This is a genomic window from Dyella sp. 01N36 (genome assembly GCF_056399745.1).
The window spans coordinates 47459-71224 of the sequence record NZ_JBFTRY010000009.1 but is presented as its reverse complement, the minus strand read 5'-3'; the positions used below and the strand labels follow the sequence as shown (position 1 = coordinate 71224).

The window sequence follows — 23766 nt, the reverse complement described above, 5'->3', positions numbered from 1 at the left end:
CGCTGGGGTGTACCGCTCCGTTGGCTGGTCGCGCACAAGTGCGCTCCTACAAGGGTGCGCTACGGGAAGAGCCGCGACGCCTCGCTACTGACCCTGCGCTTCCAGCCAATCCACCAGCGCGCTCATATCGCGCAGGTCGAGGTCAGGTGCGGTGCCGAGGAGGCCGGGCCAGGGATGGCCGTGGCGGTTGATCCACGCGGTGCGCAGGCCCGCATCGCGGGCGCCGACGACGTCCAGTTCCGGATCATCGCCAACGTGGAGGATTTCTTCAGGCCGCAGCCCGAGGTGCTCGGCGGYAGCCACAAAAATACGTGCATCGGGTTTGGCGATGCCGGTGTCGCGGGCGCAGATGTGATGCGCGAAGTGTTCGCGGATGCCGATGCGATCGAGGTCGGCGTTGCCGTTGGTGAGGCTGACCACCGGCCAGCGTCCAGCGAGGCGCTGGAGGGCGGGCAGGCTGTCGGGATAGAGCTCGACGCTGTTGCGCGCGGAGAAATAAACCTCCCACAGCGTCTCCAGCGGTGCCTCGTCGATGCCGCAGGCGGTGAAGGCCCGTTGCATGGTGATGTGGCGCTGCGCGGTGAAGTCGTGGGCCAGATCGGTGCGCTCGGCGGCGACCTCGGCACGCAGCGCACGCATGGCCGGGATGGGCCATGCGCGCGCGACGTCGGGATAGTGCTGGCGCAGGTACGCATCCAGATCGCGGTCCGCACGCTCCAGGGCCGGCAGTACCGGCCACAAGGTGTCGTCCAGGTCGAGCGTCAGGGCGCGGATGCGCACGTGCGGTGCGATCAGTTGCCGCTGACCTTCAGCACCTGGTCGATCTTCACGTTGTCGCTGGACAGGTCGTTCCACTTCTTGAGATCGGCCACCGACACCGAGTACTTCTTGGCGATCACACCCAGCGTGTCGCCCTTGGAGACGGTGTAGGTCTGGCCGGTAGCGCCACCCTTTTCAGCCGTCGGCGAGGTTACGGCAGCGGCCGTCGGTGCGGTCGGCGCGGTCACCGGCGTTGCCGTCGGGATCGGATCGGCGACCACGTCCATCTTGATGCCGTTCTCGGCGAGCAGCTTCTCGCGGCGGGTCTTGTCGTTCTGGGCCAGCTGCGGTGCATCGGTGTACGGCACCAGCTGGTGGGCGCGCGCCAGCGAACGCACTTCGTCGGTGTGCAGGAATTCCATGAAGGCAGTGATCTGCGCGGCCTTCGGGCTTTCCTTGTTGGTGACCAGATACAGCGGGGTGTACAGCACGTAGCTGCCATCGGTGACAGTCGACAGGCTAGGACGCACGCCGTCCACGCTGACCATCTTCACCTTGCTGTTGCTGGCCACCCCCGACAGGGTGGTCACGCCCAGTGCATTCGGGTCGAGCGTCACGGCTTCTTCCAGCTTGGCCGTGTTGACGTACAGACGCGGTGCGGCCACCRGCTGGTTGCCGCGACCGAAGATCAGGCGACGCAGGCTGTATTCCACGCCGTCACCCGGGCTGGCCACGGCATACAGGTTGATCGGCGCGTCCTTGCCGCCGACGTCCTTCCAGTTGGTGATCTTGCCGAAGTAGATGTCGTGCAGCTGCTTGACGGTGAGGTTGCCCGTGCCGTTCGACGGATGGGTGATCATCACCAGCGCGTCAAACGCGACCGGCGTGAACACCAGGTCGGTCTCGGTGCCGCCGGCGCTGTTGCGCGCGCTGCCGGCGATGTCGGTCAGGCCGTGTGCCACGGCGTCCAGGCCCGAGGCGGTGTTGAACGGCTGGATTTCGATACGGCCCTTGCCGCTCTTTTCCCAGGCCTTGCTCACGTCTTCCACCACGCCACGGGCGGTGGCGTAGTCGCCGCGCCACACGAGTGCCGGTGCGGTCGGGGTGGTCGGCTTCTTGGTGGTCTTGGTGGTCTTGGCGGYCGCGAGGGCGCCGGTGGTTGCGAATGCGGTAAGCATCGCAACGATGAGCAGGCGGGAAATGCGTGATGACATGGCGGTGGGGAACCTCGAATGATGATGATGGTTCGCAGGCCGCCTTAGCTGGGCGTGCGTGCAAGAAAGGTGTAACTCGGCTATTTCAGCCAGCCTGCACGCAAACCGCAAGCGAATTCCTGCCCTTGCATCGTGGAAAAACGCGACGACGGACACGCATCGCCAGTCGCGTTTATCCCCCGTTCCCGCATGTCACGACAAAGCGGCCTGTCGCAGCTCCATTGCGACATGAGCCGCCTTGTCGCGGCGGGGAGTGACATCAACGGATATCTACGTAGCGCACGCCATCATCGCCCGACACCACCAATACCAGCTGCCGCGGATTCACGCCTGCTAGCTGCTGCAGGGTGCGCAGGTCGGGAATACGCAGGTTGCCGATGCCGATCACCACGTCGTTCGCCTGCAGGCCCGCTTGCGCCGCGCGGCTGCCTGCACGCACGGTGCTCACGCTCACACCGCCCAGGCCTTGCGAGCGCAGGTTCTGCGGGAGCTCGCTGAAGGTCACGCCGGTCAGTCGTGCATCGAGCTTGGCCCCATCCACCGTGGCGAGTTTCTCCGGCACCAGCTTGGCGCTGACGTTGCGCACCGCGCCATTGCGTTGCACCGCAAGCGTCACCGTGCTGCCCAGCGGCAGCAGGCCTTCGGCGTTGCGCAGATCCTGCGCGTTGCGCAGCGGCTTGCCATCGAGCGCGGTGATCACATCACCCACCTGGATATCCGCACTCTCCGCCGCCGAGCCGGAGTTGACGCGCGTAACCACCGCGCCGTTGCTGTCCTTGAGCCCCAGCACCTTGGCGATGCGCGGCGTGATGTCCTGCGTTTCCACGCCCAGGTTGCCGCGGTTGACCTTGCCGTGGACAATCAGCTGCTTCATCACCTCCGTGCTGAGATTGGTGGGGATGGCAAAGCCAATGCCCACGTTGCCGCCCGACGGCGAGAAGATCATGGTGTTGATGCCGACCAGCTCGCCGCGCAGGTTCACCAGCGCGCCACCGGAGTTGCCRGGGTTGATCGMSGCRTCGGTCTGGATGAAGTTCTGATAGCCCGTGCCGCCCAGGCCCGAGCGGCCCAGCGCCGACACGATGCCCGAGGTCACCGTCTGCCCGAGGCCAAATGGATCGCCGACGGCCACGACAAAGTCGCCCACGCGCAGCTGCGCGGAATCGGCCATCGGCAGTGCCTGCAGATTCGTACCCTGGATCTGCACCACCGCCACGTCGGTGTCCGGATCGGTGCCGACCAGCTTGCCCTTGAAGTCGCGGCCATCCTGCAGCGTCACCGTGATGTCGTCGGCGCCGCCCACCACATGGTTGTTGGTGAGGATGTAGCCCTTGGCCGCATCCACGATCACGCCCGAACCCAGGCTCTGTTCCACCCGCGAACGCGGCGAACCCTGCAGGCCGAAGAACTGCCGGAACAGCGGATCGTCGAAGTACGGATCGCGCACCTGCACCCGCGTCTTGGTGGAAATGTTCACCACCGCCGGCGTCACCTTCTCCAGCATCGGCGCCAGCGAAGGCAGTGGTTGTCCATCGATCGACACGGGTAGCGCGGCGTGACTGGCGAAGGGTGTCGCGGCAATCAACACCAAAACCGCGGCGGCCAGTCGGCGGACGAAACGAAGAAACATGGGGACTCCTTGTGCGTGGGTCGAATCGTTGGTCATTCGACTCGGCGCGGCGTCGGCGGTTCCACCGTTTGGTATTGACGAATTTACTTTACAAGGCGAAAGGGCAGCGGTAACTTTCCCTCGTTCGCGACCACAACATCTTGTGTGACTAGGCCGGGCCTAAACCCAAGAGCTGGTGTCACAGGGCACTCTCAGGGGGGAGTAGCCGAAGGGTCGGGCAGGGAACGCAAGGATCGGGCTCTACGCGCGGCTTTTGCTTTTCAGGCGCGACCCGATACGAGCGGCTTAGCCGAACAGAACAACACCAACACGGGGCCGTGAGGCCAAACCGAGAGGTCAGGAAGCCGATGAGCACCGCGCGTGCACCAGCCGTAACCCGCGATACCGTCATTCCGCTGCAGCCTGCGTCCTACGATATCTGGGACAAGAAGTACCGCCTGAAGGCGAAGTCCGGCGCGCCGGTCGATGGCAGCGTGGACGAAACCTACCAGCGCGTCGCCCGCGCCCTGTCCGATGTGGAAGCCACGCCGGAGCTGCGCGACCACTGGTTCGAACGCTTCCTGTGGGCGCTGCGCCGTGGCGCGATCCCCGCCGGCCGCATCACCTCCAACGCTGGCGCGCTGGAACACAAGCCCGCCACGTCCACCATCAACTGCACCGTGTCCGGCACCATCCGCGACTCCATGGACGACATCCTGGAGAAGGTGCACGAGGCCGGTCTCACGCTGAAGGCCGGTTGCGGCATCGGCTACGAGTTTTCCACGCTGCGTCCGCGCGGCGCGTATGTGTCCGGCGCCGGTGCGTACACCTCCGGCCCGCTGTCCTTCATGGATATCTACGACAAGATGTGCTTCACCGTGTCCTCGGCCGGTGGCCGTCGTGGCGCGCAGATGGGCACGTTCGACGTCAGCCATCCGGACGTGAAGGAATTCATCCGCGCCAAGCGCGAAGACGGCCGCCTGCGCCAGTTCAACCTCTCGCTGCTGATCACCGACGGCTTCATGCAGGCGGTGGAGCACGATCACGACTGGCCGCTCGTCTTCCCGGTGCACGTCAAGGAAAAGGACGAAGTCGACCTCACCGACGCCGAGAAAATCGTCTGGCGCGAGTGGCCCACCCACGAAAACTACGTGGGCCGCGACGACGGCCTGGTGGCCTGCAAAGTGTACGGGCACATTCGTGCGCGCCACCTGTGGGACATGATCATGGTGTCCACCTATGACTTTGCCGAGCCGGGTTTCATCCTGATCGACAAGGTCAACGAGATGAACAACAACTGGTGGTGCGAGCACATCCGCGCCACCAACCCGTGTGGCGAGCAGCCGCTGCCGCCGTACGGCTCGTGCCTGCTGGGCTCGGTAAACCTGACGACCTTTGTGCGCGACCCCTTCGGCCCCAAGGCCCGCTTCGACTGGGACGAATACCGCGAAGTGGTGAAGATCTTCACCCGCATGCTCGACAACGTGGTGGAGATCAACGGCCTGCCGCTGGAACAGCAGCGCCACGAGATCCTCTCCAAGCGTCGCCACGGCATGGGCTTCTTAGGGTTGGGCACCACGCTCACCATGCTCAAGATGCGCTACGGCACCGCCGAGTCGGTGGCCTTCACCGAAGAAGTCTCCCGCGAGATGGCCGTCGCCGGCTGGGAAGTGGCACTGGACCTGGCCAAGGAAAAGGGCCCCGCGCCCGTGCTCACCCGTGACTACACCGTCACCGGCGAGATGCTGCGCAAGCGTCCGGAAATGGCCACCGACGGCTACAAGGTCGGCGACACCATCCCCGGCCGCGTGCTGCACGCCAAGTACAGCCGCTACATGCAGCGTATCGCCAGCGTGGCGCCCAACCTGGTGGCCGAGCTCGCCGAAACCGGCGCGCGCTTCACCCACCACAGCTCGATCGCGCCCACGGGCACCATCTCGCTGTCGCTGGCCAACAACGCCAGCAACGGCATCGAGCCGAGCTTTGCGCACCACTACTCGCGCAACGTGATCCGCGAAGGCCGCAAGACCAAAGAGAAGGTCGAGGTTTTCAGCTACGAGCTGCTGGCCTACCGCGCGCTGATCAATGCCGATGCCTTGCCCTACTCGGACGACGCCAAGTCCAAGCTGCCCGAGTACTTCGTTTCGGCCGACGACATCTCGCCCAAGGAGCATGTCGACATCCAGGCGGCGGCGCAGCTGTGGGTGGACTCGTCCATCTCCAAGACGGCGAACGTCCCCACCGACTACCCGTACGAAGATTTCAAAGATATCTATTTTTACGCGTATAAGCAGGGTTTGAAGGGATGCACCACGTTCCGTTTCAACCCCGCGGCGTTCCAGGGTGTGCTGGTTAAAGAAGCCGACCTTGAGAGCACCCTCTACCGCTTCGAATTGGAGGACGGTAGTGTTGTCGAACTGAAAGGCAACGAAGAAGTGGAATACGACGGCGAAATGCATACCGCCGCCAATTTGTTCGATGCCTTGAAGGAAGGGTATTACGGAAAGTTCTAAACTATCCGCGATACCTGATCTCGGGTGTCAGCCCACTGCCAAGAGCAATACCGTAGTGTCCTTGCGGCAAGGCTCAACATAAAGTCCAGAATCCACGTCGGAGGGGATAACACGCATGTCCATCGATACCGAGTTTGATGTGAAAGAAGTAACCGCCCAGGTCGTAGACGCGCCGGTCGAGGTTCCCGTGGTCGAAGTGACCGCGGCAGCCAAGCCCAAGAAGGCTCGCGCCAAGAAGAAGGTGGCCGCGGCCAAGAAGGCTGCTCCGGCCAAGAAGGCTGCTGCAAAGAAGGCTGTGAAGAAGGCCGCCGGCAAGAAGACCGCCAAGAAGGCAGTCAAGAAGGCCGTGAAGAAGGCAGCTGCCAAGAAGACCGTGAAGAAGGCCGTCAAGAAGGCCGCCGTCAAGAAGGTCGCCAAGAAGGCCGTCAAGAAGGCAGCTGCCAAGAAGGTCGCCAAGAAGGCGGTCAAGAAGGCAGCCGCCAAGAAGGTCGCCAAGAAGGCCGTGAAGAAGGCAGTGCGCAAGTCCGCTGCCAAGAAGGCCGTCAAGAAGGTCATCAAAAAGACGGCCAAGAAGGCCGCCGTTAAGAAGGCGGTCCGCAAGGTCGCCGGTAAGAAGGCCGCCAAGGCGGTCAAGAGGTCCACTGCCAGCAAGAAGGCGAGCGTGAAGAATGCCGTCCGCAAGGTCGCCAAGAAAGCCGCACGCCGTAAGTAAGCCGTAACGCGACCCGGCCCGGCGCTGAACACGCCGGGCCGGATCGTTCTTAAAAGTTCGTCATTCCGGCGCAGGCCGGAATCCAGTAGCGACACCGCCCAAACGCGCGACCACCTCAAGACGCCGGTTCTTAGCCAAACAAACCGCCGCGCCGCCAACCCGTCGGAAGAACACACCATGGCGATCAAGATCGAAAAGAAGATCAAGGGCTACAACGTCGTAAAGCCCGAGGACAAGGCCGCGTCCGCCGCTGCGCCCGCCGTTGCACCGGCAGCTTCCAAGGAAGCGCCCAAGGCGGAAATCATCCAGATGCACGAGAGCCTGGAGCGTCCCGAGACGCTGGTCGGCTCCACCTACAAGATCAAGTCACCGCTGTTCGAGCACGCGTTGTACGTCACCATCAACGACATCGTGCTCAACGTCGGCACCCCCTACGAACAGCGCCGCCCCTTCGAGATCTTCATCAACTCGAAGAACATGGACCACTTCCAGTGGATCGTGGCGCTCACCCGCATCCTCTCCGCCGTGTTCCGCAAAGGCGGCGACGTCACCTTCCTGGTCGAAGAGATGAAGGCCGTCTTCGACCCCCGCGGCGGCTACTTCAAAGCCGGCGGCGTCTACATGCCCTCCATCGTCGCCGAGATCGGCGCGGTCATCGAGCAACACATGAAGATGATCGGCCTGATCCACGACCCGGAAATGGACGAGTCCACCCGCAAGCTGGTCGCCGAGAAGCGCGCTGCCTATGAGGCGGTGACGAGCGGCAAGAAGGCTGCTGCCACCACCACGGAAACCGCTGCCACCGAATCCCCCACCGGCTTCCCGCCGGGCGCCACCCTTTGCGCCAAGTGCAATACGCAGGCGCTGGTGCTGATGGATGGGTGTCAGACTTGTTTGAATTGTGGGTATAGCAAGTGCGGGTGAGAAGCGTCTGACTCGAAATCAGGCGTACTTGCAAGCGTGCCGCGGGTTCGAATCCCGCCCTCTCAGCCAAGGAAATAGGGCTTGCATCGCTGCAAGCCCTTTTTCTTTACCCGGTTTGCGGGGTGTACGCGAAAATATTGATCCCTTTTGCATCTGTGCATTCGTAAAGATGCACGCGCTCCGGACGCCTAGTCATCATCCACTTCCAATCCCACCCCATTGCCGAATAGCTCTTTGCTGTGTTTGTCGACGTAAAGCTAGCAAAGGATTGGGAGCTGACGAGTAATGAGATAGCGAAGCGGCGGGGAGGTGGCGCTCTTTATCAGCACGAGATTCGATGGGCGCACCAAGACCTTGCGCGAGAGGGGGTAATTGAGCGCAAAGAGATCTCCGGACGAGGGCGTTGGAAGTTACGCACCAAAGTAGTGGTAGTCCCAGAAGACTATGACCGCGAGAGCGCGACCTTTTTTGAGGGAGCCACGATCAATCTCTCGGTTAACGCGTACGAAAGGAACAAGGAAGCCCGAGAGCTATGTCTTAAAACGTACGGCGCGAGTTGCCGTGTGTGCGAATTTGACTTTGAAAGGGAATATGGCCCTGTAGGGAAGGACTGCATCCATATTCATCACATCGTTGAACTTAGCTCAATCGGCACGACGTACGAGGTTGATCCAGTGAGGGACCTAGCGCCAGTTTGCCCGAACTGCCACTACATAATTCATCGGCGTCGGCCGGCATATACCATTGAAGAAGTGCGGGAAATGCTGAAGTCAGCGCACTGAAGATAAATAGGGCGAAACAACAAAAGGGGTCAGAACACTTTTTCAGCCTTGCTTCGTGGCCGAATCTTCGCCACGCGACCTAGTTCTGAAGCAGTGAGCTTCCAGAAAAAGTGTTCTGCCCCGTTTGTTCTGGCCTACTTCGCCCCCGCAGCTGCCACAGGCTTACCGTCGATGAAGTTGTGAACCGCCGCGATGGTGGTGCTGGGGGCTTCCTCCATGAGCCAGTGACCGGCATGTGGGACGACCAGCTCAGTGACGTTGGTGGCGGCATTGCGCATCACAATGGCTTCGTTTGCGCCGAACGACTTTTCACCGCCGATCGCGAGCACGGGCATCGTGAGTTTGGTCGCCATGGCCGCCTGGTTGTCTTCGACGTCCTTGCGGAAGGCGCGGAACTGCGAGAACGCATCGTGCATGGCGTTCGGTCGGGCATAGAGTTCGGCGTAGTGCTGGCGCGATGCTTCGTCCATTTTCGATGGATCACCGGCGAACTCGTTCCAGAACCGGTCCAGGTAGATGCGTTCGCGGCCCGCAACGAGGCGCTCCATATCCGGGCCTCCGAAATCGAAATGCCATAGCGCAGGCCAGCGCACGATCTGGTCCCACGGCGGGATGCCGGGCACGGGGGCATCCATCACCACAAGGCGATCGGTCTTGTCCGGATAGCGGGCGGCATAGGCGTACGCCACCATGGTGCCGATGTCGTGCCCCACCACGGCMGAGTGATCAATGCCTAGCTTGGTCAGCACGCTGCGAATATCCGCGGCCTGTGTGCGCTTGTCGTAGCCGCTTTCGGGATGTGAGGACAGGCCCATGCCACGCAGATCGGGCACGACGACGGTGTGATTGCGCGCCAGGTCCGCCGCCAGCGGCGCCCACATGTCGCCGGTGTCCCCAAAGCCATGCAGCAGGACAACGGCGGGCCCTTTCCCGCCAACGCGAACGTGGATGGTGGCCCCGTCCGTCTGGATGTCCTGGACGCGGAACGATGGCGGAAAGGGTTGAACGGTTGCAGCAACGGGCAGGCTGGCGCCCGCGAACAGGCACGCCAGAAGCAATATGCGAATCATCAGCATGACTCCCTCAGGAAAGGCCGGGTCAGGTAATGCCCCAGAGGACCGCTGCCATAGGCTCGCCGGTCCGGGCGTAGTTCAAGGCAGGTCGCGTTATCTGGACGTGATCAAGGCGCTGAATAACGCGGACGGGTAGAGACATGGTGCTGACGTCTAGCCGGCCTTGCGCCGTCACGCATCACCTCACCCAGGTGGACACCCATCTCGCCGATCCCTGACAGACGTTGCCAACCCTGCTTGTTAGGGTCAGTCAGTCATTCGCGCTGTCGTATTGCACGCCCTCGCGAATGACCATGACCACCAGGTCATGAGGCGCGGGCCGTGTGTGCTTGCAACACCCACGACCCGCTAACCATCACCAACTTATAGAGAGTTGATCATGGCTACCCGCGATCATACGGTACGCATTCGCTCGTCCGTTCCCCCTGACGACACCCTCACTCCTCCGCCCGGCGACTCATCATGCACGTCTGTTGCATGGCCAGAAACCCCGCGTCTTGTCACTCGCGGTGACATCGCCCTGGCGGTGCTCACCTTCACGCGCCTGCGTCTCGACAGCGAGCAGTGCCGCCACGCGCAGTCGCGGGGATTCCCCGGCAGAGCGCTGCCATGGCCGCTTCCCATGGCCGTCACGGCCAGCCTGGGCACGGCCATCCACTGCCTGCAGCAATACGCCCGGCTGCTCGGTGACGAGCCTCGAGTGAACACCACACGCCTCCGATGATCGCCGTTGCAGCGCATCGGCCGGCATGGCGATGCGCCGCATTCGGGCGATCACCGACAAAGTTGCCAAGCATTCACTGACACGGAGCGCTGTAAGCGCTGAGCCGCTGTGCGGCCGTGTCCGACAGGGAGGAACCACCATGGAACTGATCCAGCTCACCCCGCATTCGGAAGTCGACCCCTCGCAACCCCTGCGAGCCCCCGGCGACATCCTGCTGCACGCGTACCTGATCCCCAACGCACTCAACCCCGCCCAACTCGCCCGCCGCACCGGCATACCGTCCAATCAGATCAAAGCCTTCATCGCCGACACACAACCCATCACGCCAAAGATCGCCTTGCGCCTTTCGCTGACCTTCGACACCACCGCCTTTTATTGGCTGGCACTTCAGGCGCGCTACGACTTGGAGAAGGCCAAGCCTGTGATCCGCGCTTACCGCCCTCTCGTGGATGACGGTCCGCTAACCACGACCAACTACTAAGGCGTTGATCATGGCCAAGTCCAAACACACGGGGCGCATACGCGGCAACGCTGCCACACCCAACCCAGGCAAACCCGTCAACCCGTTGAGCCGCCGCTACTGGATCTTCGACGAGTTTCCAGAACCGGCACAGCGTCTGGCGGCCACCAGCGCAACGCTTGCCGAAGGCATCCAGGCCGTGTCCTGCGTGCTGGCCAACAGCGAGGCCTACCGGCTCATCCAGGAAAGCTCGTCCGGCTATCCGCCCGCCAACTTGCCGCTCTCCCCCGCACTGACCGAGGGCCTGTTTGCGGCGCTCTGCATGTTGAACGAGCGGGCTGCGGAAATTGCCTGGGGGATGTTGGAGCTGGAGGAGGGGAGTGCTGTGAGCGGCTGAAGGCGCTCTGCCGGTGGTTGTGGCGCGACAAAAGGAAATGGGCGGGGCAAATGCGACCGCCCATCCAAAGAACGGCAATAATGGAGTCAAGTTCACTTCTCGCCGCCTTTGAAGTGAATCTGACCCCACCGCCACTACGGTGCCAAAAACGGGTCAGGTTCACCTTTCAAATGGAAGTCCATCGATAGACCTGAACCTGACTCCGTCATGGCAAGGATCTAACGTCGATCCGTGCGCGACTTAAGTAATTCAATACAGCAGATCATAGCTATCGCACCATAGACGAATACTTTGATGCTATGTGTGGAAAGGTTCCTTGCTGCAAGAGTCGCGAACATAAGTGCGAGAAGAGATAGAAATACCAATCTGAATAGTTTCTCATTCAATTAGCCACCTCGCAGGACAAGAAGGAGCACCGAACCACCCTTCTCGAGAAAAGTGGTCGGGGTACTCATCTCTCAGTAGAAAATCGCTCTGACCACTTTAGTTCTCTGACCACTTTAGTTCTCATCAAATGAATGTTGAGCGAGCCGCCGTTTGGGCCACCCCCGAGGCTTTCGTCAAAGATCGCTCTTATGCGGTAAGAATAATATAAACCAGAAGCCGAGACCGATAAGAGTTCCATTGAGCATAGACGAGAATGCAAATTCACGAAGCCGGAAGAAAGAGAGCCCTTCTCCAGCTAGTAAATGCATACCGCAGTAAGAAATAAAGCTAATACTGCCTATAAGACCAATTCCAAAAACAAGCATAAAAGAGACGATCCCGCGATCAGCAATCTGACGTCGTCTGTCGAGTTTCATATACGCACCCACTGGGGTCAGATATCGGGGCTCTATGCCGCCTCTCTGCTTAAAAGTGGGCGGCATAGAGGTCACACTTTATCGAACGCTAAGCGCATTTCGGCAATTAATCGATGCAGTCATTGCGCCCAGGCCGGCCCCCAAGACCGCGCCGCCCGCAGCGGAAAGGATGGCGCCCGGCCCACTGGCTGCTCCAGCAATGGCGCCACCAATGCCGCCAGTGATTGCTCCGGCCTGAACATTACTGACGAGGTTAGCAGTCGAGCAAGCGTCCGGCAGAACAAGCTTGCCGTTGATATAACGAGCCGTGCCAATATTGCCATCGGCAGTGCTACCACCACTAATGTTTTCGAACTCAGTAGCTCTAATAGAACGCATTGCGCGTCTCCTTAGTAGTTGTCTGGAATTGCCCGCCCAGACATTCGGTATCCTGCCGTTGCGGGCGAGAACTATCGGGCGAATTCACTTTGGCTTGTGCGCTCTTCAGGTTGCGCGCACTCGGTTTCGTGAGTTCTCCCATCTTCAACGGCCAGGATGTAATCCGCTGCCGCAATCGTCTCTGGCCTGTGAGCCACGTAGATTCGCGTGATGTTTAGCTCACGCAGCATGGCGTTGATGCGTCTTTCGCATGCCACGTCAAGGTGACTGGTCGCTTCGTCCAGAATCAAAATGTGTGGCTTGCGATACAGGGCACGCGCGAGCAGCAAGCGCTGACGCTGGCCACCGGACAGCGCAGCGCCCATGTCCCCGCACAACGTGTGGTAGCCCATCGGCATGGCCGCAATGTCGTCATGAATCTGGGCCAGCCGCGCTGCTTGTTCAATTCGCGTTTGCGAAGCGTCTTCAGCGAAGAAGCTGATGTTGTCGGCAACGGAGCCCGCTATAAGTGCGTCGTCCTGCATCACGCAACCGACCATCTGCCGGAACGTCGACTTGCCCAAACTCTTCAACGGGATGCCGCCGACGTATATGTGCCCGCGGTCGGGATCGACCAGGCCTAACATCAAGCGCGCGAGCGTACTTTTGCCACAGCCGCTAGGGCCGGTCAGCGCAACAGACCGTCCCGCCTCAATATGAAAGCTACAATCATTCACCACCCACGGCTCGCCGTCGGCGTAGCGGAAGCTCACGCAGTCGAATGACAGCGACGGGGCCGGCAGCGGACCGATGTAAGTACCATCTGTATCTGCCTCCGTGGGCGTCATAACGATGTCGGCTAACCGCTCCGCCTGGATGCGCAACATGCGCAGTTCGATGGCGTAGTCGACTAGGTTGCTGGCCCGACTGATGAACTGGTCGCTATAGGCCAGAAATGCCATCAGCATGCCCGCGCTGAACTGGCCGTCCAGTGCTAACCGTGCCCCTGTGCCCAACAGGCCAATCCGTAGCGCACCGCTCAACAGGCCTTGCAGCGAACCGTATACAAGGCCGAACTGCTGCACCTGCACGCCAACATTGAGTGTGTTCGTGGTGGCGTTGATGAACCGCGCCGATTGTTGGGGTACTTGATTAAAAAGGCGAATGGTTTGCACGCCTCGTACAGCTTCCATGAACTGACTCTGCTGCCTGGAGGCCAGCACAACCTGCTCGAGGTTCTTTTCGCGATAAAACCGATAAGTAAGCGCGCGAAATAGGCCGTACAACGCCAAGCCGGCAACGGTGAGCGCCGTCAACAGTGGGCTATACAGCAACAACATCACCAGCGTGAGCGACGCCATGATTCCGTCCAGCACTACCTCCACTGCGCGTGTCGTCAGAGTTTGCTGAATCACCCCGATGGCGCCAAAGCGGGACACCACATCGCCCAGATGGCGTTTCAAGAAGTACGCTTGCGGAAGGCGCAATAGATGCTGAAAAACGTTGGCTGTCCATTGAAGGTTGAATCGCGTACTCAGACACACCACTGTCCAGCTACGTACCGCCGATAGCCCGACTTGCCACACCAGAAGCACCAAGAAGCTCACGGAAAGAAACATCAAAAGGTCGTGATCACCATCGGCGATCACGTTATCCACTGTGATTTGCATGAACTGCGGTCCGAGTAAGCCGAACAGCTCCAACGCCAGTGCCAAGGCGAATACTGTCAGCAACGCGCCTTTCAATCCCGACACGCTGCCCGTCAGGGCACGTAGCGACATCTCCGTGGCCGGCGCCTTGCGCTCAAACGTAGGGCACGGAAAAAGCTCGATGGCTACACCCGTGAAATGCTTGCTCAGTTCGTCATAGCTCAGCCGGCGCTCGCCCGCCGCTGGATCATGAATCACGGCGTCGCGCGCGGTTGCTTTGTGCAACACCACAAAATGATTCAAATCCCAGTGCAAGATGCATGGCACTGACAATTGCCGCATTTCGTCTAGTTCTAGCCGCACTGGATTGCCATTCAAACCCAGCCCATGTGCTACTGCCAACAACTGCGTCAGCGTCATACCTTTGAGCGATGTAGCGAAGCGCCGCCGCAGTGTCTGCAGGCTGTGATGCTGGCCATGGTACGCCGCGATCATGGCGACACATGCGAGCCCGCATTCGGCCGCCTCGGTTTGCCGAATCATCGGCAGCCGCCGCCGCCAACTTAGTAAGGGGCCTGCTACGGCGTCGTCGACCGGTGACGCCACCGGGCTGCGCGCAGCCAGGATGACCTCCTTGTTATCGGTGGCCACTGCTCGCGTCATGCGTGACCACCCGAAGAGCGGCGACCGAGTCCATAAAGCGGCTCAAAGATCCATTCAACCATGCGGCGCTCTTCGAGCAGCAAATCTGCTTCCACCGCCATGCCGGGCCTCAAGCTTTCCGGCTGGTCGTACACGTCAATGTGTTGGGCAGGCAATGCCACATCGACGCGATAAAGCGATTCTTGCGCGGAGGCTTGACCGAGCACCGCGGCTAGTTCCGCGGGCGTCAGGGCACTACGTGAGACGGCCGTCACGGTGCCGCGCTGCGCCCCAAACTTTTGGTAAGGGTAGGCGGTGTAGCGGAGCACGACGGACGTGCCAGTATGTACAAAGCCAATTGCCTTGCTTGGCACCCACAATTGCGCCTGCAACACCGAGTCCTTCGGCACCAGCGACACTACGGCTTGGCCTGGCGTGATCGTCTGTCCCGGCTTGACCAGTACAGCAGATACGACACCGTCGGCGGGCGCGCGTAACACTGAGGTGCGCTCGGATTCGTTCTGTGCGAGCGACTGATTGACTTGCGCCAATTGGCGATGCAGGTCGTTGAGCTTGGCGGCTGTCGTGAGCGGCAGTTCGTTCAACTGGTTACGCGCGCTATCTCTTTGTTGCTGTAGCTCCACACGCTGGCGCATAAACGCCTGCGCTTGTTGTTCTGCATTGGCCTTTTGGTTGCGCTGCTGCTGCACCTCAATGACCGACACATAGCCCTTGTTGCCGAGGCCCTCGAAGCGGGACAGAAGGGCCGATAGCTCGGCTACTTGGCGCCGTTCCACCGCAATCTGTGCATTCACCTGGACCAATTGACGGTCAAAGGTGATGATCTGCTTACGCAATTCGCTGGCCTGCACGCCCGCCAGCTTCTGCGCGCCGTCGATGTCCGCTTGTAAGCGTTCCTGTTGCTGACGCAACTGCGCGCTAATGTCCGCCGCCGTATCGTCAAAGGTGGCGCTGCTGCGCTCAGTACTGATGGTGGCCAGCGCATCCCCCGCGCGTACTGTCGCGCCTTCGGTAGCATGTACCGTTGCGAGGTTACCGAGGACTCGCGCCGAGACGGTGAGGAGGCCCGCCTGGGGCGTCAGGTTGCCAACAACGCGCTCGCGCCGCGTGTAGTGTCCCACTCCAAGCCACACGCACAGACTGGCGGCAAAGCACACCCCAAGAGCGGCCCATACGCGGTGTGATAGTGGCGTGGCGAGACGAATAGCGCCGACGGTCGCGGGTGCCCGCGCCTGCAAAACCTCTCGCCGAAACAACGCGTGCTCAGCCAAATGTGGATCCATCCGTAGAAAGGTCTTGCCTTCGACGCTAAATCTATTCCGCGGGTACGATCAATGAGACCTATCTCAAAGTTGCCGCGATATCTCGCTTAAGGACGCTCCGCATAGTTGGCTTAGAATTTATTTCGGCAGCCAGGGCTTGGCTATCGGACGAGTCCTAACAAGGATCAAAACGGAGTCAGGTTCACTTCGCGCCGCTTTGGGAGTAAGCGTGACTCCATTTCCACTACTGTGACTGCGATGGAGACGACCTGCGAATGAGTTCATCAATCCTTCTTGCCGTGGCACTTGCAGCAGGATTCCCTGATGCGAGTTCGTCGCCTTCATTTCCAGCGACACCGCAGCTGACCTGCGAAATAGGCACCCGGAACTGGTGCTTCATCAGGATCGGCGCTGTCATCAGCATGAAGGACGCCGGTGCTGATCGGATTTGGACGGTGGAACAGAAAGGCGAGATGGCAGATGGGCCTCTAGTGATTGTCGAGAACAAATTGTGTTCCGAGAAATCAACCGCCAGCTTGAGGCTGCTGGGAAGCTCCACGCAAACCTATGATGGCCGTCCTTACGTATCGACAAGGTACCAGGTGACGTCTCAAGGCTGCGTGCTGGAGTTTCGCTGGCCTCAACAGTCGAAGCATCAAGGGGTCTATCGCGAGGTCATGCGATACGGGGTCTTTGTGGGCGATATGGAGGTAAACCCCGAGCGTTTGACTCAGTTGTATAAGGTTGAAGCCGTTGAGTGAGGGTGTCCGTCAAACTCGGGTCAGCTCAGGCTCACTACTCTCGCGTACAGAAATGACCCTGACTCTGAAGATCGACTTTGCCGCGGTTATCAACCTACTCACGAAGGGACCAATCGCTACATCTCAATCGGTGTTATGCGAATGGTTGGTTTAAATCCCCAGTGGTATCCCGTACGACTCCGGCGCTAGCCGTTGAGCCGCAGGCCGGAATATTTCGCTAGTGGTCTTTCCAGCATTGATCACACTGGAGATGGCAATGAAGATGCGCGCAAATTTCGTGCTCGTGTTTGTCGGTGTCCTCCTTTTCGCGAGTGGCCATGCGGGCCAGGGCTTGCCCAAGGCCGCCGCCATCGATCAGCGCTACGACCGATTCCACAACGCAGAGGCCGCGCTGGATGCATTACCGTCGGCCACCCGTCCGGCAGCCATCGTTGAACTCTATTCGACGAACATCGCGGACCAGCAGGAATCGGCAATCCTGCAGGAGCTGACCGAGGACTCGGTTGATCTGCTGTTCCGTGCCGCCTCCGACACGGCGTTCTACACGTTCGACCAGCGCTACGTTCGGGACATGCAGGCCGATCTCGATCGGCTGCGTGCGCTGCATGCTGATGGGGTGCGTCACTACCAGGACTTGTACGTGGCGCTGATAAGCGTGCGTGATTTCGACGCTGCTCATGCGGTGCTTGCCAGCTGGCCGACGGCGAGCAGCGATCCTGCTCCCACCGTCGTTGGTGCGCTGGCCGACGGCCGGGGACCATCTGCCTTGATCCTGACCGACGACGGCTTGTCGGCAAGTCTGCAGCCCATCCGGTTGAGCGGCGCAGTCGATATCGTGGTGATCGGACACCCGCAGTGCCACTTCTCCCGCGATGCGGTGGCGGCCATCGAAGCCGATCCCCGTCTGAAGGCCATTTTCGCCAGCCACGCCCGTTGGCTGATGCCCCAGGACGGCCGCATGCAACCTCGCCACGTCGCCGCCTGGAACGCCATGCATCCGCTTGCCCGCATGAACTACATCTATCGGCAAAGCGATTGGAAGGCCATCGACACGTGGTCAACGCCGACCTTCTACTTCTTCAGGGACGGGAGACAGGTGGGCAAGCTGGTCGGGTGGGGACCCGGCGACGAAAGCGAGCGGGCGTTGCGCAAGGAGCTGGAAAAGCTGGGGCTGCAGTGACCGACAAGGCGGTTTGGCCCGTGCGTGACGCCAGGGCGTTCAAGTCGTAGAAAGATGAATACGCCGAATCTTTGGGCGCTTCTTTTGGCTGGCCTTCCACAGGTCGTATCGCACCTGCATCTCCGCCCGCATCATGGCGCTGGTGCCCAGAGCATCTTCCAGGCGCAGCGCCATGTCGGCGGAAATGCCGTTGGTACCATTGAGAATGCGGGAAAGCGCGACACGGGTGACACCAAGCTTTTGTGCGGCGCTGGTGACGGTGATATCGCCCGGATACTCCCGTAGCACCTCGCCGGGATGCGCCGGGTTGTGCATGCGGTTCATCGGGTTACTCCCAATGCCAGACCCTGATTCAGCCAGAGAGGCAGCCCCAAAAAAGGAAATGGGCGGCGCAAACGCGACCGCCCATCAGTCCAGCCAGTCCCGTCGCTCGACGGGCCGTTGGTGCTCCGCCAGTAGGGCGGTCGCATGCTTGGCCGGGTTGTCCTGACAACTCGGGAGCAGGTTCAGATTAAGCGACCGATTGTTGCGCCACCATCAGAAGAGTCTTAGTAAGTCGTAAAAACACGACGCATATCGAACGAAATATCGTTTGGCGTGCACTTTCAGAAGATTCGCTGCCGGCTGCCGCGTAATCGAGTGCTTTGCGGCGGTTGAACGTACGCGGCTGTACGTTTCTTACCGCATCAAACCCGTTCGAACGTCCGCCCCGCACCCTTATCCAGTTATGCCTTGCCCGCTGGCTGGCGCGCAATCGTCGGATCGACCAGATCGATCGTCCGATTGGGTGCGAATCCAAAGACAGCCTCGAACTCCGCGCTGGTCAGCAACGCCGCCGCGCGCTGAAAGTAGGCCTGGTTGCGCGCATTCAGAGCCTCTGCCGATGGCATGACCTCTCCTTTGACAACGGCCTCCCTCTGGGCCAGCTGCTCCTTCCGCACGCTGTCACGCAATGCCAGCAGGGGTGCGAGCTTCTCCGACGCATTGAGCGACGCCAGCACCCGCTGGGCGTGGATGGCGAAGTCGTCGTTGGCGTCCATGGTGTTGACCGCACTTGGAGACGAAGGAGGAGCCGCGCAGCGCGAGATATTGGCGTTCCAGTCGTGATGCAGGATGCCGTACGCGCCATAGATAAAGCTGCTGGCACGGTAGCCCCGCGCCAACGCCACCGTCAACGGCGTCGTGCCCGTGCCACCCGTGGCCCAGAGCACCTGATTGGCTAGCTGGTGGCAGACCCCATCCAGGCCGTAGTAGTAAATCGTGCCGCAGGCGTTGGGCCGGGTTTGCGGAGGGATACTGTCCGACTCTTTGTTGGGAAGGCACAGGCACTGCGCCAACGCAAAGTCGCCGCTGGCGCTGCCGAGATAACCCTGGGGCTGTTCTGAGCTTTCGCCCTGGCAGTGAAAGTCGCCCCAGCAGTACCAGTAGTTCGCCTGAGCTTTCTCTACAGCCTTGATGCTTTTATACGGATCGATCCGGTTGTCGTAATCAGTGACAAACGTGTGGTCGACGGGCGAGTCGCTCGAGAAAGCCGGCGTGGCCCAAGCGTAAAGGGTCGTCATGGCCCGTCTCCAATTAGGTGGGAATGCGAAGCGCTGATGTGGCGCGCAACGCTAGCACCCAGTGTTGGAGGGGAACGATAGGTCCTAAGTTGTAAGTAGTCGCTGCGAGATCAGCTTTGGGAAATGACTCGCGTGCCTCGGCAACGCGGATAACTCGGGCATCCCCAAAATGCTTCGTGCGTGCGGCGATTTTCGCGGCGAATCATTTCCGATGCGCAAGTAGGGCATGTTGGAGCGACGCCGGAGGGCTTCGCCGCCGCCGTCGCGAGCGCCGGCTCCTGATGCGCGGGCGTAGCGGCCGTTTGCACGTTCTGAACCATCGCCAGGAGCTGATCACCATTGATCAATTCGATAGGCTTGCCCGTCGCGAACCGGCGGGCATCCGCGGTGTAGTCTCCCGTGGAAACGATGATCACGCTGCTTGCGTTGTGATGCGCGAGCAAGCCAAACATCTCGCGAACCACGGTGACGGGAACTTGTCTTGACCGCCACTGCTTGCACTGCACCAGCACCGTTTTTCCCTGCTTGCGCAGGAGCAAATCGATACCGCCGTCCGCGCCACCAAGACCTGTCTCTTCGACAGCATAGCCCTGTCGCCTGAAGGCCTCGCCGACCAACTGCTCGAAGGCTTGCCAGCTCATGGCGCGAACGCTTTCGAGACCGGTCTGGGATTCGAGTAGTCGTTTGCGGTATCGCTGGCGATAAAAAGATGAAACCGCACCGATCCAACACCCAAGTAGGACTACCCAGGCCATGGGTGCAAATGAACCGGCGGCACTGGCCTTCCCAATGCCAGCTAAGACTGGGTTATTGCTGGATGAAACCATCCACCCGATACTGTACCGGACGACCACGAATCCAATCACACCAAGCACAATTCCCACTTGCCATGGCATGAATGAAATAGTTTCAATCCCGCTTCCCCTGCGCTTAGCCACGGCTCTCCCCTTTGTGCCGCAATTCTCTGCAACATACAGGGGGTCAGGCCGCGAGCAAAAGTGGCCGATTGGCGCAGCGTTCTTGGGATGAATGGGGCGGGTAAGTTAAATTGGCCCGTTGTTAGACAGCCTTCGGCTTTGCCAGACCTTTGCCTAGCAGTCTGGATGTTATTTCTAGGGCACAATCGCAGAGTGCAAATAACCCGTTCGCACGACGGGCACACGCACGCCCACGATCGGTTCCAACGATTGCCCCGACAATCGCCAGAGACCGATTAGCCAGTTGTCTCCAACGCGCCAACCTAGGCTCGCCCGGCTGATCCTTCCCAGTAGCACTTCGCCGTGCCAGCGCAAGGGAAAGGTAATCGCGCCATCGCCGAAAGCGCTGTAGCCATCGTTGATTGTCTGGCCAAACGTGGGGAGCACTCCGCCCTGATCGTCCATGGATGCCTGCATGGTGGCATAGCTGGCCGCCTCCTCATCAGACAGCGCAGTGGCAGACAGCAGTTCTGGTATCCGGCTGCGGTCATAACGAGCGACATAGGTGTTCGCCAGTGCGATCAGGTCGCTGCAGCGCGGATTGTCCTCGGCGCAGAAACCCTGTGGGCTTTGCAATTCATAGTCGTAACGCACTTCCAACCGGTTCGGCGCGATCCACTTGCCACCGGTCAGCGCCTGCGTCCGGATGGTGGAGTCTGTCAGAGCGATTCCGAGCGACAGGGCGTGTGTCGCTCCCTGAAATGAGACAATGGTTCCTTGGGTCGTCCAGCAGTTCTGTTGCAGAACATGCGGTGTCATAAGAGCTTGTAATGTGCGGCCGCGCCAAGTGAAAAGCGCCCAGTTCGCGCAATGCAGCGTGCCAGCCACCGTGTACATGCCGCCTATGCCGAGATCGGGAAGCATTGCCAGCGTGATCCTCGTCGTGTCGCCGTTGTCGACGAGCTCGTTGATCAAATCCGTTAGCGGCTTGCCAGGATCAACAGGGATCTTGGAGCCGACATCTTTCGCATCGGCCCCCTCCTCCTGAGGTGCAAGGAAGATGGAGCCGTCGCCGCCAAGTGAATTCCAAGGGTCTTTGGGATAGCCACGGTCCTCGTCTTTGGAAAGCTTGCTTGCGATAGCGGTCAGTAGTGGCGAAGCATCCTTTCTGTCGCGAAACACGTGGCTCAAATACGCGATGCGATCCTGATAGAAGCGAGCCAGCGGCTTCTCCAGTCGGTCCTCTTTCGTGGTCAAGGGCTTCTCGCCAATCAGCCCATGGATCAGCTCGTTGCGCTCTGCCAGCCAGTGTCGCTGGTCGCGCAGCAGCTTCTCTTGCTCGCCGCGTGCCCGTTGTGCCGCTTCCGCATAGGCCTGGCCCATCTGTTCATCAAGGGCCGAGATCCTGTGGCTTTGACAGATCGCCTGATCAATCGAGTTCGAGGCCTTGTCGCAACTAATACCCGCCGCTGCGGCGAGTCCGCTGAGACTGCAAAGAACCAAAGCCGTCATTCGCCTAAGCCACATGGTGCTCATCCCTGGGGGCCGATTCGTAAGTCTCACATTTTTTTGAGGCCATATCGAAGCCCTCATTGAGGCAACTTGGAGGCACCAGAGGGAGATGGTTGTGAGGAAAGGCACAGAGGCGCGTGCCGCAACTTGCACTACCTTGGCGTGCTCGAAATATTGCTAAGAAAGGACCGAGGTCGCGGAGGCTGACTCTTGGTTGAGATCGTCCGCCGATTCCATCGCTCGCGTCAAAAGCGTTACGAACAGCTGCGCGCGAAAGCGGACGCTGGCAACTAACAGGCTGGCCCAGTAGAGCGAAACCAAAGCGAATCCGAGAATGAGTTCCGGCCACGTGGGGTGAGGCGGCCAGTGAAGGTCTTTGAACTGCAGATAGAGCGCCGCTACGACAGGTAGCGCGCCTAGCTTTTCCAGGCCACCCGAAAGCAGCGGGTACTTGTCTTTCAGCAGTTCGTGACGACGTGACGCATACTCCCCCATGGCTTCAATACGAGCCCTTGGAAAGGCACGGATCCACGCGACGAGGCGATCGTAGTGGTGTTGATCGAAATCCAGCTGCTCAGCGAATTGGCGCCGCTCCTTGGCAAAACCGGGAATGCGCCACGGTCGACGCGGTATGAGCGCAACGGCCAGCGCCACGACTTCGATCGTCAACATGGTCGCAGTGAAGACGACAGTCCAGGTCGAGTCTGGCATCGCCTTTCCAGCAATGAGACCGATAAAGCCAGCGCTGAACCCGAGAATGAAACCCCACCTTTGGCGCCTCGTCGGTGCTATCGCGAGGCTCTCATGGTCAGGCAGGGCGTCGATGCGCTCGTTCAAGGCAGAAAAAGTAAGTGTCGCCGAATCCATAGCTCCCCCTATTGGTTCATGCCAAGCATATGGCCTCTCGCGTGCCTATGGCCACGCGAACCCAGGCAGGCTGCGGTTCTCGGCGGCCCGTTTGAGTGAGATGATGCCTCCCTAACCCTGGACGCCCCGCCATGAACTCCTCCGACGACGATTTCGACACCACCCAGCCCTTCGACGATGACGACGACTCGCTCGACGCGCGCGTCTGGCAGTTTCTGCTGTTGATCAATCCCGGCGATGACGACGCGGCGTTTCAGCAGTTCGCGGGGTATCGCGAGGCGGTGGCGGAGTTGGCGGAGGATGAGATCGATGTTGCGCAGGTGGTGGGGCAGGTGGCGGATTGGCGGGCCACGTTCCATGTGGATGCCGGCGACACGCGGGCGCTGGTGCAGGCGATTGATGAGCTTGCCGCTCGCTGGAACCTGACCATCGATTGGGATGGCGATACGGACGAGGATGAATACCACGCCGATATCGACACCGCGGATCTGCTTGGCGTCGCTTACGACAATCTCGCGCCGCACGGTTACACGCTATGGGTGCGCGATACGGACGATGACAGCGTGGCGGGTTGGATGTCGTTGAGCCGGGATATCGAGCCGATGCGGGAGCTGGCGCCGGAGTTGGGGATTCATCTGCATCGCGGTAACGAGATCGGTTGAGCGCGGAATGCATGTGCGGTGTTCTCGTTTGAGTAACAGCCCTGGGTTGTGCTGTGGCCGGTGTGGGGCGTGATTTGAATCGAGCGGCGTGATGAAGAGCGTCGCGCACAGGGTGCGCTCCCACAGGGGAGGCGCTCCCACATCGACATGTCGCCGACAACGAAACACCACCCACCATGAAACACCACTCACCAAGAAAAGCCTTTGTGGGAGCGCACCCTGTGCGCGACTGACGTGCCTCACCCTTTCAACGGCCACCGATACCGAGATACGCGCTTTCGTTGAGATACGTATAGCCAGGCATCGCAGTTGCATCGCATGTTCTTGCTGATGCCGAGGCCATTTCGCGGCGCATGGCCTCGCGGGGTTTTCGCCGATCAAACGGTCTAAGTAAAACGCCTGAC

General features: G+C 60.5%; 23 protein-coding genes. 9 read left to right on the top strand and 14 right to left on the bottom strand.

Going from position 1 to position 23766, the window contains the following annotated elements:
- Window positions 1-84 precede the first annotated feature (84 nt).
- The 3 genes from AC1DMG_RS04075 to AC1DMG_RS04065 all read right to left on the bottom strand — a co-directional run bounded on the left by AC1DMG_RS04075 (window position 85) and on the right by AC1DMG_RS04065 (window position 3603).
- Window positions 85-780, bottom strand: coding sequence for an HAD family hydrolase (locus tag AC1DMG_RS04075; RefSeq protein ID WP_477180196.1), 696 nt, complete (start codon window positions 778-780; stop codon window positions 85-87).
- A gap of 11 nt (window positions 781-791) precedes the next feature.
- A complete protein-coding gene (locus AC1DMG_RS04070) occupies window positions 792-1973 on the bottom strand; it encodes a LysM peptidoglycan-binding domain-containing protein (protein ID WP_477180195.1) in 1182 nt (393 codons plus the stop codon).
- Between the two features lie 259 nt (window positions 1974-2232).
- Window positions 2233-3603: a Do family serine endopeptidase gene (locus AC1DMG_RS04065; protein ID WP_477180194.1), complete on the bottom strand. Its 1371-nt coding sequence runs from the start codon at window positions 3601-3603 to the stop codon at window positions 2233-2235.
- A 347-nt stretch (window positions 3604-3950) separates the two neighbouring features.
- Here AC1DMG_RS04065 and AC1DMG_RS04060 point away from each other — a divergent pair, with 347 nt between their 5' ends.
- The 4 genes from AC1DMG_RS04060 (at window position 3951) to AC1DMG_RS04045 (ending at window position 8513) form a co-directional block, all read left to right on the top strand.
- Window positions 3951-6095 (top strand): adenosylcobalamin-dependent ribonucleoside-diphosphate reductase, encoded by a 2145-nt coding sequence (locus AC1DMG_RS04060; RefSeq protein WP_441605039.1) that lies wholly within the window; start codon window positions 3951-3953, stop codon window positions 6093-6095.
- A 115-nt stretch (window positions 6096-6210) separates the two neighbouring features.
- Window positions 6211-6807: a histidine biosynthesis protein HisIE gene (locus tag AC1DMG_RS04055; protein WP_477180193.1), complete on the top strand. Its 597-nt coding sequence runs from the start codon at window positions 6211-6213 to the stop codon at window positions 6805-6807.
- Window positions 6808-6984: 177 nt separating this feature from the next.
- A complete protein-coding gene (locus tag AC1DMG_RS04050) occupies window positions 6985-7731 on the top strand; it encodes a TSCPD domain-containing protein (protein WP_441605037.1) in 747 nt (248 codons plus the stop codon).
- Window positions 7732-7970: 239 nt separating this feature from the next.
- Window positions 7971-8513 (top strand): HNH endonuclease, encoded by a 543-nt coding sequence (locus AC1DMG_RS04045; protein WP_477180192.1) that lies wholly within the window; start codon window positions 7971-7973, stop codon window positions 8511-8513.
- A 134-nt stretch (window positions 8514-8647) separates the two neighbouring features.
- Here AC1DMG_RS04045 and AC1DMG_RS04040 read toward each other — a convergent pair whose 3' ends face one another.
- Window positions 8648-9589: an alpha/beta fold hydrolase gene (locus AC1DMG_RS04040; protein WP_441605036.1), complete on the bottom strand. Its 942-nt coding sequence runs from the start codon at window positions 9587-9589 to the stop codon at window positions 8648-8650.
- A gap of 860 nt (window positions 9590-10449) precedes the next feature.
- Between AC1DMG_RS04040 and AC1DMG_RS04035 the strand changes: the two genes are divergently transcribed.
- On the top strand, window positions 10450-10791 hold the full coding sequence (locus AC1DMG_RS04035) for a HigA family addiction module antitoxin (protein ID WP_441605035.1): 342 nt from the start codon (window positions 10450-10452) through the stop codon (window positions 10789-10791).
- 10 nt (window positions 10792-10801) lie between these two features.
- Window positions 10802-11167: a hypothetical protein gene (locus AC1DMG_RS04030; RefSeq protein ID WP_441605034.1), complete on the top strand. Its 366-nt coding sequence runs from the start codon at window positions 10802-10804 to the stop codon at window positions 11165-11167.
- A gap of 560 nt (window positions 11168-11727) precedes the next feature.
- Here AC1DMG_RS04030 and AC1DMG_RS04025 read toward each other — a convergent pair.
- From AC1DMG_RS04025 to AC1DMG_RS04010, 4 genes are all read right to left on the bottom strand, one after another.
- Window positions 11728-11970 (bottom strand): hypothetical protein, encoded by a 243-nt coding sequence (locus AC1DMG_RS04025; protein ID WP_441605033.1) that lies wholly within the window; start codon window positions 11968-11970, stop codon window positions 11728-11730.
- Window positions 11971-12048: 78 nt separating this feature from the next.
- Window positions 12049-12348 (bottom strand): hypothetical protein, encoded by a 300-nt coding sequence (locus AC1DMG_RS04020; protein ID WP_441605032.1) that lies wholly within the window; start codon window positions 12346-12348, stop codon window positions 12049-12051.
- Window positions 12349-12419: 71 nt separating this feature from the next.
- Window positions 12420-14639, bottom strand: a complete 2220-nt coding sequence (locus AC1DMG_RS04015; protein ID WP_477180027.1) for a peptidase domain-containing ABC transporter — start codon at window positions 14637-14639, stop codon at window positions 12420-12422.
- Window positions 14636-15922 (bottom strand): HlyD family secretion protein, encoded by a 1287-nt coding sequence (locus AC1DMG_RS04010; protein WP_441605031.1) that lies wholly within the window; start codon window positions 15920-15922, stop codon window positions 14636-14638. The genes AC1DMG_RS04015 and AC1DMG_RS04010 overlap by 4 nt, the downstream gene beginning before the upstream one ends.
- A gap of 254 nt (window positions 15923-16176) precedes the next feature.
- On the opposite strand from AC1DMG_RS04010, the gene AC1DMG_RS04005 reads away from it, so the two are divergent.
- Window positions 16177-16662 (top strand): hypothetical protein, encoded by a 486-nt coding sequence (locus tag AC1DMG_RS04005; protein ID WP_441605030.1) that lies wholly within the window; start codon window positions 16177-16179, stop codon window positions 16660-16662.
- A gap of 217 nt (window positions 16663-16879) precedes the next feature.
- On the opposite strand, the gene AC1DMG_RS04000 is transcribed toward AC1DMG_RS04005, so the two are convergent.
- Window positions 16880-16981: a hypothetical protein gene (locus AC1DMG_RS04000; protein WP_441605029.1), complete on the bottom strand. Its 102-nt coding sequence runs from the start codon at window positions 16979-16981 to the stop codon at window positions 16880-16882.
- 12 nt (window positions 16982-16993) lie between these two features.
- Here AC1DMG_RS04000 and AC1DMG_RS03995 point away from each other — a divergent pair, with 12 nt between their 5' ends.
- On the top strand, window positions 16994-17842 hold the full coding sequence (locus AC1DMG_RS03995; protein ID WP_441605028.1) for a YbbN family protein: 849 nt from the start codon (window positions 16994-16996) through the stop codon (window positions 17840-17842).
- 39 nt (window positions 17843-17881) lie between these two features.
- Here AC1DMG_RS03995 and AC1DMG_RS03990 read toward each other — a convergent pair whose 3' ends face one another.
- The 5 genes from AC1DMG_RS03990 to AC1DMG_RS03970 all read right to left on the bottom strand — a co-directional run bounded on the left by AC1DMG_RS03990 (window position 17882) and on the right by AC1DMG_RS03970 (window position 22700).
- A complete protein-coding gene (locus tag AC1DMG_RS03990; protein WP_441605027.1) occupies window positions 17882-18166 on the bottom strand; it encodes a HigA family addiction module antitoxin in 285 nt (94 codons plus the stop codon).
- Window positions 18167-18567: 401 nt separating this feature from the next.
- Window positions 18568-19404 carry a hypothetical protein gene (locus tag AC1DMG_RS03985; RefSeq protein WP_441605026.1) on the bottom strand — a complete coding sequence of 279 codons (837 nt, stop codon included), beginning with the start codon at window positions 19402-19404 and terminating at the stop codon, window positions 18568-18570.
- 110 nt (window positions 19405-19514) lie between these two features.
- Window positions 19515-20342, bottom strand: coding sequence for a restriction endonuclease (locus AC1DMG_RS03980; RefSeq protein WP_441605025.1), 828 nt, complete (start codon window positions 20340-20342; stop codon window positions 19515-19517).
- A 174-nt stretch (window positions 20343-20516) separates the two neighbouring features.
- Window positions 20517-21833 carry a lysozyme inhibitor LprI family protein gene (locus AC1DMG_RS03975; protein WP_441605024.1) on the bottom strand — a complete coding sequence of 439 codons (1317 nt, stop codon included), beginning with the start codon at window positions 21831-21833 and terminating at the stop codon, window positions 20517-20519.
- A gap of 177 nt (window positions 21834-22010) precedes the next feature.
- Window positions 22011-22700, bottom strand: coding sequence for a hypothetical protein (locus AC1DMG_RS03970; RefSeq protein WP_441605023.1), 690 nt, complete (start codon window positions 22698-22700; stop codon window positions 22011-22013).
- 131 nt (window positions 22701-22831) lie between these two features.
- Between AC1DMG_RS03970 and AC1DMG_RS03965 the strand changes: the two genes are divergently transcribed.
- Window positions 22832-23362: a DUF6630 family protein gene (locus tag AC1DMG_RS03965; RefSeq protein WP_441605022.1), complete on the top strand. Its 531-nt coding sequence runs from the start codon at window positions 22832-22834 to the stop codon at window positions 23360-23362.
- Window positions 23363-23766: the final 404 nt, after the last annotated feature.

Coding starts and splice junctions, on each gene's coding strand:
- AC1DMG_RS04060 (WP_441605039.1), top strand. CDS start 3,951: ATGAGCACCGCGCGTGCACCAGCCGTAACCCGCGATACCGTCATTCCG.
- AC1DMG_RS04025 (WP_441605033.1), bottom strand. CDS start 11,970: ATGAAACTCGACAGACGACGTCAGATTGCTGATCGCGGGATCGTCTCT.
- AC1DMG_RS04005 (WP_441605030.1), top strand. CDS start 16,177: ATGAGTTCATCAATCCTTCTTGCCGTGGCACTTGCAGCAGGATTCCCT.
- AC1DMG_RS04015 (WP_477180027.1), bottom strand. CDS start 14,639: ATGACGCGAGCAGTGGCCACCGATAACAAGGAGGTCATCCTGGCTGCG.
- AC1DMG_RS04050 (WP_441605037.1), top strand. CDS start 6,985: ATGGCGATCAAGATCGAAAAGAAGATCAAGGGCTACAACGTCGTAAAG.
- AC1DMG_RS03965 (WP_441605022.1), top strand. CDS start 22,832: ATGAACTCCTCCGACGACGATTTCGACACCACCCAGCCCTTCGACGAT.
- AC1DMG_RS04000 (WP_441605029.1), bottom strand. CDS start 16,981: ATGGCCACTCGCGAAAAGGAGGACACCGACAAACACGAGCACGAAATT.
- AC1DMG_RS04010 (WP_441605031.1), bottom strand. CDS start 15,922: ATGGATCCACATTTGGCTGAGCACGCGTTGTTTCGGCGAGAGGTTTTG.
- AC1DMG_RS04035 (WP_441605035.1), top strand. CDS start 10,450: ATGGAACTGATCCAGCTCACCCCGCATTCGGAAGTCGACCCCTCGCAA.
- AC1DMG_RS04055 (WP_477180193.1), top strand. CDS start 6,211: ATGTCCATCGATACCGAGTTTGATGTGAAAGAAGTAACCGCCCAGGTC.
- AC1DMG_RS03975 (WP_441605024.1), bottom strand. CDS start 21,833: ATGACGGCTTTGGTTCTTTGCAGTCTCAGCGGACTCGCCGCAGCGGCG.
- AC1DMG_RS03990 (WP_441605027.1), bottom strand. CDS start 18,166: ATGAACCGCATGCACAACCCGGCGCATCCCGGCGAGGTGCTACGGGAG.
- AC1DMG_RS03985 (WP_441605026.1), bottom strand. CDS start 19,404: ATGACGACCCTTTACGCTTGGGCCACGCCGGCTTTCTCGAGCGACTCG.
- AC1DMG_RS04020 (WP_441605032.1), bottom strand. CDS start 12,348: ATGCGTTCTATTAGAGCTACTGAGTTCGAAAACATTAGTGGTGGTAGC.
- AC1DMG_RS03970 (WP_441605023.1), bottom strand. CDS start 22,700: ATGGATTCGGCGACACTTACTTTTTCTGCCTTGAACGAGCGCATCGAC.
- AC1DMG_RS04030 (WP_441605034.1), top strand. CDS start 10,802: ATGGCCAAGTCCAAACACACGGGGCGCATACGCGGCAACGCTGCCACA.